Genomic DNA, 9341 nt, shown 5'->3' with positions numbered 1-9341 from the left:
GAAGCCGAGCGTGCAGCGGCCTACGAGGCGTGGGTCCATGACTATAATTTCCATCGACCCCATACCGGTATTGGCGGACTCACACCATCAGCTCGTGTTCACAACCTCACGGGGAAGTACACCTAGGCGACGGGAACCGCGCGGTTATCAGTCGCCTCGGTGAGGTCGACGAGCAGCGCTCCATTGAGTCGGAACGCTTCCATCGTCTCGTCGACGACGATCTGCTCGTCACCGCCGGTTGCCGCAACCTGGTCGAGGAGTCGGCGGTAGGCGTCCTTGTACGGCTTCGTCTTGCCGAGCTCGGCGAAATCCCACATCGTCAGCGAGGTCGCCGGCAGACTGTAGTGCCGGCCCATGAGGGTGCCGATCGCCTGACCGCCGGAGAGGTCGCCGAGGTAGCGCGTGTAGTGGTGGGCGATGACCTGCTCGGCCCGTTCGAGCCCCGCCAAGTGCGCAGCATAGGCGGTGGCACTGGGCATGACAGGCAATTCGGTGCCATCGAGCGCGGCCAGATCGGCGGCGATGCGGTCGGCCCGGAACAGATGGGCGTCGAAGAACGGCGCGAAGACCGGATCCTCGGCGAACTCCCGTGACTTCGACTCGAGCACGCCGTAGATGACGTCGTACTGCTTGAGCAGGAGAGCGTAGGCCCTTGCGTCGAGCCGTCCTTCCATGAGGTCGACCATGAACGTGGTGTGTTCGACCTCGTCGTGGATGGTGGCGGTGCTGGCCTTGAGGCGAGCGGAGAACGGTTCAGACATGATGTTTCCTTGGGGGAGTGCGGCCAACCGAATGCTGGTCTGCCGCCGAGGCGGCGTGATCGGCATCATTGCGTATCTATAGCTTAGCCTAACCTGAGTTCCGGGAGACGGTCCTGCCCCGAAGCAGTGGAGGTCAAACGGGTAGTCTGGAGGGTATGACACGTGTGCAATTGGCAGATACCGATCTCTTCGTTCACCCTCTTCAGCTGGGCGGAAACCCCTTCGGTTGGGGTGCGGATCGGGATCAGAGCTTCGCTGTTCTCGACGCCTATGCCGAGGCCGGCGGAAACTTCATCGACACCGCCGACGCGTATTCGGCCTGGGTCGAGGGGAACTCGGGCGGAGAGTCTGAGACGATCATCGGCGAATGGATGAAGGCTCGCGGCAATCGCGACGAGATGGTCATCGCCACCAAAGTCGGCATGCACCCGAAGGGGCATGGCCTCGATCCGGCGAACATCCGCAACTGCGTCGACGACTCGCTGCGCCGGCTCGGCACCGACCACATCGACGTCTACTATGCCCACAGAGACGATGATGACGTCGACCAGGTCGCCGTCGCCGAGACCTTCGACGCGCTCGTCCGCTCCGGCAAGGTCAGCTACCTCGGGGCATCGAACTTCAGCCTCGAGCGACTGCAGAAAGCCCGGAAGATCTCGACGAAGTTCTCGCTTGCCTGCTATCGAGTCGTCCAAGACCGGTTCAACCTCGTCTCCCGCGCCGCCGTCGATCCGCAGAAGCAGGCGTACCTGCGATCTGAGGGCATCGCCGAACTGCCCTTCCACTCACTGGCCTCCGGTTTCCTCACCGGCAAGCACACCGGCGGCGACGCCACCGGCAGCGTCCGCGGTGACCGAGTCGCCGATTTCGTCGACGACCAGAAAGCCCTCGGCGCCCTCGAAATCCTCCACGATGTCGCCGCCAACCACGGAGTAACGATGACGGCCACGGCCATCGCGTGGCAGCTCACCCACGATTTCATCCCCTCGACGATCGCCTCGGCGCGCGTGCCCGAACAGCTCACCGAGCTGCTCGCCGGAACGGAGATGCAGCTGAGTCCTGATGAGAAGGCGGCCCTCGACGGCGCTTGGGAGGAAGCATGAGTGGGACCAGCCCGCGCCTGGTCACCTGGGAGAACGGCACCGACCTCGTCATCGAGCTGCTCCTCGAGCGTGACGTCGAAACGGTGTGGAACGCACTGACCGATGCCGAGAGTGCACGGGCCTGGTTCGCGCCGTTCCGCCTCGGCGAGGATGGAGAGACGCGCACGATCACGTTCGCGCTCGAGGACATCGACCTGAACGGATCCGTCCTCAGCTGCGAGGACTTCGACCACGTGCTGCTCGAACTCGACGACTTCGGAGTGCTCGGCCTCCGCGTGCTGCCGATCGAGGGGGAGACCGGTCACGAGACCCTGCTCGTGCTCACCCATACCGCGCCCGATGCCGAGACCGCCCGCGGTCAGGCCGCCGAAGTGGGGCCGATGTGGGACACGCATCTGCGCCTCTTCGCCCGCACCCTCGGTATGGACATCGCCGAGGTGACCGAACCCGAACTCGTGGCCATCTACTCCGACCTCGACCTCGAAACCGCGGAGTCTGCCGACGCCCCGGAGGACGGATCATGAGCGACCCACTCGTCCTCGGCATCGAATCCTCGTGCGACGAAACCGGGGTCGGCATCGTCCGCGGGCGCACGCTGCTGACGAACACCGTCTCCTCGTCGATGGACGAGCATGTGCGCTTCGGCGGGGTCGTGCCCGAAGTCGCCTCCCGCGCCCATGTGCAGGCCATCGGCCCGGCCATCGCCTCTGCCTGTGAGACCGCCGAGGTGGAGCTGTCCGAAATCGACGCCGTCGCGGTGACCGCCGGACCGGGTCTCTCCGGTGCGCTCATGGTCGGGGTCGGCGCGGCCAAAGGACTTGCCGCGGCGCTGGGCAAACCGCTCTACGGAGTCAACCATCTGGCCGCTCACGTGGCCGTCGACCTCGTCGCCGAGGACGTCGACGGATTGACCACTCCCACCATCGCCCTGCTCGTCTCCGGTGGGCACACCGAGATTCTGCGCATCGGCGACCTCGTCGAGGACATCGAACTCCTCGGCGCTACGATCGATGACGCCGCAGGTGAGGCCTTCGACAAGACCGCGCGCCTGCTCGGGCTTAATTATCCCGGCGGACCGAACATCTCGAAGGCTGCTCTCGGCCTGCTCGACGGCACCGGGATCCCCGGCGACCGGAAGGCAGTGAGATTCCCGCGCGGACTCGCGAAGAAGCAGGACCTGCGCGACCCCGAGCGTCGGTATAACTTCTCGTTCTCCGGGCTGAAGACCGCAGCCCTGCGTGAGGTGACGAAGGCCGAGACTCTGGGCGCGGACCTAAGGGTGGCCGATATCGCCGCCGGGTTCGAAGACGCTGTCGTCGACGTGCTCGTGACCAAGACTCTGCTCGCTGCGGCTGACACCGGCATCAACCATGTCGTCCTCGGTGGGGGAGTGGCCGCGAACTCGCACCTGCGTGAAGTGCTCTCGGCTCGCTGCGCCGAGGCGGGCGTGACTCTGCGCGTGCCGCCATTGACACTGTGCACGGACAATGGAGCCATGGTCGCAGCTCTCGGTGCGGAGCTCGTCTCCCGCGGAATCGGACCGAGTGACCTGTCCTTCGCCGCCGTCTCCTCTTTGGATGTCGATCATGTCCTCGTCTGAGAGCGACCCGAACAGCGCCGCCGAACGGAACGCACAGGCGGCGAAGTCAACGCGCCTGCCTGCCGGTCGGCCGCCTCGGCGATCGGGTGACGGGTGGACGTATGGGTCCGATGGGAAGAAGCATTGGGGTCTCAACGGGGCCGCGGGGCTCATGCTCGTCGATCCCGAGCGCGGGGTGCTCATGCAGCACCGGGCGCTGTGGTCGGTCGAAGGTGGGACCTGGGGATTCCCCGGCGGCGCCCGCGATATGGGCGAGTCGGCGGTCGAGGCCGCGGTCCGGGAGTCCTGGGAAGAGGCCGGGGTGCCCGACCAGGATGGATCGGGCATCGAGATCCTCGAGACGCACATCCTCGACCTGGACACCTGGTCGTACACGACGGTGATCGCGAAGACCCTGCGCCGCTTCGACGCTGTCATCAATGACCCCGAGAGCATCCAGCTGTCGTGGGTGCCGCTGGACGAGCTCAACGACTACGAACTGCACCCGGGAGTCGCCTCCGCGCTGCCGACGCTCTTGGAGCTGCTCCGACCCCATCTGTGAGCTCGGCTCGCTCGCCGTTGGGGCTGTGCCTGCGGGCCCACGTGTCTCCTGTGGGTGGATCCGTCTCGAAATCTCCTTGCGAATCGTGGTGGATCCACCCCTAGGACGCATGAGGGGCTGATGCGGCCGCGGGTGGGCGCAATCGAACCCGGAAGAGCCGCCTCAGCTGTAGGAGTTGCGGAGGTCGCCGATGAGCGAGCGGGTCACCTCGGTGAGCGAACCCGTGGTGCCGAAGACCTTCTGCAGGCGCTGGTAGGGCACGCCTCGTTCGATGATCGAGGTGATCGAGTGCAGCTCGTCGACACAGCCGAGGCGTTCAGCGACGGGCGAGAGTCGTTCGATCTCATCGGCGAGACATTCGGTGACGAGACGCTCGTCGGCCGCGGCGTTCTCGATGATGATCGCGTCCATGCCGTAGCGGGCGGCGCGCCATTTGTTCTCGTTGTGGAACCAATCGGGCATCGTCGGCAGGGTCTCACCGGCGTCGAGGCGTTCGGACATGTCATCGACGAGGCACTGGATGAACGCGGTGACCGCGAGGATCTCCTCGAGGGTCGGCAGTCCGTCGCAGACACGGACCTCGACGGTGCCCCAGTGCGGGGCCGGCCGGATGTCCCAGCGGATCTCGTTGATGTTGTCGATGATCCCGGTGGTGAGCATATCGTCGACGTACTTCTCGTAGTCCGCCCACTGATCGAACTGGAACGGCAGACCGGCCGTCGGCAGCTGCTGGAACATCATCGCTCGGTTCGAGGCATAGCCGGTGTCCGTGCCGCCCCAGAACGGAGACGATGCGGACAGTGCCTGCAGGTGCGGGACATAGGCGAGCAGTGCGTTGACGATCGGCAGCACCTTGTCGCGCGAGTCGATGCCGACGTGGACGTGGACGCCGAAGATCAGCATGTTCCGGCCCCACCACTGGGTGCGATCGACGAGTTCGAGATAACGGTCCTTCGCGCGGACCTCCTGCGACTGCCACTGCGCGAACGGGTGGGTGCCCGCCGACATCAGTTCGACACCGCGTGCCTCGGTCAGCTTCCGCAGCGCCCCGATCGAAGTGGCCAGATCCTCGGCGACGGTCGACACCTGTTTGTGCACGCCGGTGACGAGCTCGATGGTGTTCGTCAGCATCTCTCCGACGATGTGCTTCTCGTACTCGGGCGCATGCTCGGCCACATCGGCCAACAGAGTCTCGGCAGCCGGGGTCAGATCCAGGCTGCGAGAATCCAGCAGAGCCAGTTCCCACTCGACACCGAGGGTGGAGCGGGGAGAGCGTGCGAAATCGACCATGATCCGATCATAATCGCGCACGCCCGATTCCCCTGACTCAGCGGCGACTTTCGAGCTGTGTGATGCCCCGCATTCCCCCGCCGAGGCGGCGCCGCCGTCCCGCGGTGCGCTCGCCTCCGTCGGCGCGCCGGTCACGAGGTCCGCCGGTCACGCGGCGCGGCGTGTGTCCTCGGCCAATCGGCTGCCCGAATCGGTGTCGAAGAGGTGCAGGCGCGCGGTATCGGGAGCGACGCGCACGGTGTCCCCGCGGCGGATCGTCGACCGACCGGCGACGCGAGCCACCACTGTCTTCTCGCCCGAGGCCAGGACCGCTCGACCGTGGACGTAGGCATCGGCGCCGAGCTCCTCGACGAGATCGACGGTGACCTCGAGGCCTTGCGTCTCGGTGACCTGCAGATCCTCCGGACGGATGCCGACGGTGACCGTCTCACCGGTGACCTGCTCACGCTGTTCCGCGGTCAGTGAGAGTTCGACATCGCCGAGGCGCAGCGACGTGCCCTCGACCGGCACGTCGACGAGGTTCATCGCCGGCGAGCCCATGAAGCCCGCGACGAAGAGGTTCGCCGGTCGATCGTAGAGGTTCGCGGGAGTGTCCACCTGCTGCAGCCGGCCATCGGCGAGGACCGCGACCCGGTCGCCCATCGTCATCGCTTCGACCTGATCGTGGGTGACGTAGACGGTGGTGACGCCGAGGCGGCGGGTCAGCGAGGCGATCTGTGCGCGGGTCTGCACCCGCAGCTTCGCATCGAGGTTCGACAGCGGCTCGTCCATGAGGAAGACCTGCGGGGACCGGACGATGGCACGCCCCATCGCCACTCGCTGTCGCTGCCCACCGGACAGCGCCTTCGGCTTGCGGTCGAGGTACGGTTCCAGGTCGAGCAGCCGGGCGGCTTCCTCGACGCGCTGATCGCGTTCCTGCTTGGCGACTCCCGCGATCTTCAGTGCAAAGGCCATGTTCTCGCGCACGCTCATATGCGGGTAGAGCGCATAGTTCTGGAACACCATCGCAATATCGCGTTCCCTGGGGGAGAGGTCTGTGACATCGTGGTCGCCGATGCGGATGTGACCGGAGTCGACGGGTTCGAGCCCGGCGAGCATGCGCAGGGTCGTCGACTTCCCGCAGCCCGAGGGGCCGACGAGGACGAGGAACTCCCCGTCGGCGATGTCGAGGCTGACCTCGTCGACGGAGGGTTTGAGTGCCTCGGGGTATTGACGAAGTGCTTTGTCGAAGGTGACTGTGGCCATTGTTCTCAACCTTTCGCGGATGCGTGCGCACCCGAAGATCCACGGTGATCGGTCAGTGATTGATCGGACGATGAGCGTTCGGACAGAGAGGGTTCTGACGAAGTCGGTTCCGGCGTTGTGTGGCCCGGCGAGACGAGACTGGCCGTCTGCTGTGCAGCCGTCTGCGCTGCACAGGACCGGTACTGCTGCCGCACCCGCGATGGACGCGGATGCAGAGTGGCGACGAGCTCGACTGTCCAGTCCGGCAGGGTTCCCGAGAGTGTCCACGCCGCCTGCCGAGCCGCCCCGATGGCGACGTATTCGGCCTGTTCGGGCACGTCGATGGGCACGGTGAAGATATCGCGGGCGACCTCCCGGACGGCAGGATTGCGTGCCGCCCCGCCGATGAGCAGCAGCCGTCCGGCCTCCAGGCCCTGAGCCTGCACCGCGTCGAGCCCGTCCGCCAGACCGCACAGCATTCCTTCGACGAAGGCGCGGGCGACGTTCTGCGCCGAGGAGTTCGCCAGGGTCATCCCCTCGAGGCGAGCGGTGGCATCGGGCAGGTTCGGGGTGCGCTCGCCCTCGAAATACGGGACGAGCGTGAGCCCGTCCGCTCCCGGCCGGGACGCCAGCGCCAGGGCCGCGAGTTCGTCGTGGCTGACCCGCAGCAGCTTCGCCGCCGAATCGAGGACGCGGGCGGCATTGAGCGTGGCGACCAGCGGCAGGCGCCCGCCGTCGGCCGAGGCGAACCCGGCGACCGTGCCGGACGAATCGGCGATGGGCAGGTCGGTGGTGCCGAAGACCGTACCGGACGTTCCGATCGAGATGACGAGATCCCCCGAGGTGACCCCGAGTCCCAGCGCCGCGGCCGCATTGTCCCCGGCCCCGGGGCCCACGACGATTCCGTCCGGGCTGTGCCCGGCCGCCTCGTCGGGGGCGAGGACGCGGGGAAGGATGATCGCCGAGGCGGCTTGCCCGTTCCCGCCCACGTTCGGTGAATCCGCCTCCACGTCCGTATCCGCGGCGCACGGCAAGCCCGCTGCCTCACGGGCGGACGCACCGAAGGCGATGCGGAAGAGATCGAGATCGTAGCGAGAAGCGGAGGGGTCGAAGTAGGCGGTGCCGCTGGCGTCGGACGCGTCGGTGACCAAGGCCTCGAGCACGGGACCGCGGACGGATGCGTCGGTGGGGCCGTATCCGAGGAAGCGCCAGCTCAGCCAGTCGTGCGGCAGGGCGACGGCGGCGACCCGGACGGCATTGTCCGGTTCGGCATCGCGCAGCCACCGCAGTTTGGCGGCGGTGAAGGAGGCGACGGGCAGGACCCCGGTGCGTGCGACATAGTCGGCGGCTCCGACCTCGGCGATGAGGTCTCTGGCCGCGGCCTTGCTGCGCAGATCGTTCCACAGCAGGGCATCGCGGATGACCCGGCCCTCGGCGTCGAGGGCGACGAGTCCATGCTGCTGACCGCTGATGCTCAGACCCGCGACATCGTCGAGTCCGCCGGCTGCCGCGATCGCCTCCTGCAGAGCCGTCCACCACGCTTCGGGGTCGACCTCGGTGCCGGGAGGGTGCGGGGCCGAACCGGTGCGGATGATGTCACCGGAGTCCGGATCGGCGATGACGACCTTGCAGCTCTGGGTCGAGGAGTCGACACCGGCGACGAACCTGCGATTCGCACTCATCGGAACTCCTCCTCAGCTGGTGCAGCACCGGGGTCGGCCGCCTCGGTGAGGATCTCATCGGCCAAGGAGCGGTCGATGATCGCGATATCGAGGATCCCGGCGGCACAGGCGGCACGGACCGCGCGGGCGCGCTCGGCTCTACGGGCGACTCCCACGGTCGTCGAAGCTCGGCGGAGCTGATCGAGGGTGACGGCGATGACGCGGTCGTCGATCGTGGTGACATCCGATCCGTCGGCGGCGAAGAGACGTCCGGACACCTCGGCGATGGCGCCGTCGTCGATGCCCGCCTGACGCTGGGCGGGGGAGCACTTCTCCCACACCGAGGACAGGCCCTCGGCCCAGGAAGCCACAGAGACCACGGCAAGATCGAGGTCATCGGCGGCGGCCAGGGTCCCGGAGATCTCGGGCAGTGCCCGCAGGTCAGCGGCGGTTCCCGCCTCGGTGACGAGCAGCGGGGCGGGCAGACGGACCATGCTCACCGCCGGATCCTGGCCCAGCCGGGTGAAGATCTCCGAGCTGGGACGATGCGATTCCAAGCGGAGGGCACCGGCGAGCTGGACGATCGTGCAGCGGGGCAGGGCCGGAGTGAACGCGGCCGCGGAATCCAAGGTGCGCGACCAGGACAGGCCGATGCGCATCCCCGCATGGGCGTGGCGGCCGACCAGCGATAGCGCGGCCCGACCCATCTGCTGGGAGGCCTGAGTCTCGTCGGGGATGTCGACGATGACGACCGAGTCGAGGCCGAGAACTGCGGCGACCTGCTCGGCCAGACCGTCGGCTTCACCGGCATCGGCTTCGATGGTGATCGTCACGACCCCGGTGTCGACGGCCTCCTGGAGGAGGCGGGCGACCTGAAACCGGCTGAGTCCGTTCGACTTGCCGATCTCGACCTTGGACCGCCCCTCAAGGTAGTGATCGCGGGCCAGCTGGGCGAGGAAGCGGCGGTGGCGGGCGGTGGGCACCGTGGACATGGGCCTCCCTTCGGCGTCGACGACTGTGTGTTCGCTCATATGTGAAGTGTTGCACATCTGATTGGTTCGTGACACAGTATTGCACATATGAGCACGGATGCTCATATGATTTTCTCGCAGCGAACCGACGGCGGGCTGCGATCCCGCAAGGACGAGGGAAGGCGCAACG

10 protein-coding genes are annotated in these 9341 nt (G+C 66.9%); 5 read left to right on the top strand and 5 right to left on the bottom strand.

All coding sequences use genetic code 11. From position 1 onward, the window contains the following. The coding region (locus tag HK108_RS16910; RefSeq protein ID WP_181272364.1) for an integrase core domain-containing protein at positions 1–126 on the top strand (126 nt) is incomplete at its 5' end. Here HK108_RS16910 and HK108_RS16905 read toward each other — a convergent pair. After that, complete coding sequence (locus HK108_RS16905) at positions 123–761, bottom strand: biliverdin-producing heme oxygenase (RefSeq protein WP_181272363.1); 639 nt, start codon at positions 759–761, stop codon at positions 123–125. The two genes, HK108_RS16910 and HK108_RS16905, sit on opposite strands and share 4 nt — an antisense overlap. A 155-nt stretch (positions 762–916) precedes the next feature. Here HK108_RS16905 and HK108_RS16900 point away from each other — a divergent pair, with 155 nt between their 5' ends. The 4 genes from HK108_RS16900 to HK108_RS16885 are packed head-to-tail and all read left to right on the top strand — an operon-like array spanning position 917 to position 4005. Beyond that, positions 917–1864 (top strand): aldo/keto reductase, encoded by a 948-nt coding sequence (locus HK108_RS16900; protein WP_181272362.1) that lies wholly within the window; start codon positions 917–919, stop codon positions 1862–1864. Further along, positions 1861–2388 (top strand): SRPBCC domain-containing protein, encoded by a 528-nt coding sequence (locus HK108_RS16895; protein ID WP_181272361.1) that lies wholly within the window; start codon positions 1861–1863, stop codon positions 2386–2388. The genes HK108_RS16900 and HK108_RS16895 overlap by 4 nt, the downstream gene beginning before the upstream one ends. Continuing rightward, complete coding sequence (gene tsaD / locus HK108_RS16890) at positions 2385–3464, top strand: tRNA (adenosine(37)-N6)-threonylcarbamoyltransferase complex transferase subunit TsaD (RefSeq protein WP_181272360.1); 1080 nt, start codon at positions 2385–2387, stop codon at positions 3462–3464. Before HK108_RS16895 ends, tsaD begins: the two co-directional genes overlap by 4 nt. Continuing rightward, the gene (locus HK108_RS16885) at positions 3451–4005 is read left to right on the top strand and encodes an NUDIX domain-containing protein (protein WP_229664235.1); all 555 of its coding nucleotides are present in this window, start codon (positions 3451–3453) and stop codon (positions 4003–4005) included. Before tsaD ends, HK108_RS16885 begins: the two co-directional genes overlap by 14 nt. 162 nt (positions 4006–4167) lie before the next feature. Here the strand turns inward: HK108_RS16885 and HK108_RS16880 are convergent, their stop codons facing one another. The 4 genes from HK108_RS16880 to HK108_RS16865 form a co-directional block, all read right to left on the bottom strand. Further along, the gene (locus HK108_RS16880) at positions 4168–5295 is read right to left on the bottom strand and encodes a glutamate--cysteine ligase (protein WP_139908678.1); all 1128 of its coding nucleotides are present in this window, start codon (positions 5293–5295) and stop codon (positions 4168–4170) included. Between the two features lie 147 nt (positions 5296–5442). Continuing rightward, complete coding sequence (locus tag HK108_RS16875) at positions 5443–6540, bottom strand: ABC transporter ATP-binding protein (RefSeq protein WP_181272358.1); 1098 nt, start codon at positions 6538–6540, stop codon at positions 5443–5445. Between the two features lie 5 nt (positions 6541–6545). Further along, entirely contained in the window at positions 6546–8201 is a 1656-nt protein-coding gene (locus HK108_RS16870; RefSeq protein WP_181272357.1) for a xylulokinase, read from the bottom strand. Further along, positions 8198–9211 carry a sugar-binding domain-containing protein gene (locus HK108_RS16865; protein WP_181272356.1) on the bottom strand — a complete coding sequence of 338 codons (1014 nt, stop codon included), beginning with the start codon at positions 9209–9211 and terminating at the stop codon, positions 8198–8200. Before HK108_RS16865 ends, HK108_RS16870 begins: the two co-directional genes overlap by 4 nt. Positions 9212–9341 lie beyond the last annotated feature (130 nt).

The sequence above is a fragment of the Brevibacterium sediminis genome (assembly GCF_013623905.1).
GTDB lineage: Bacteria > Actinomycetota > Actinomycetes > Actinomycetales > Brevibacteriaceae > Brevibacterium > Brevibacterium sediminis.
The sequence above is the reverse complement of the archived record's forward strand: the minus strand, read 5'-3'. Positions and strand labels throughout refer to the sequence as shown.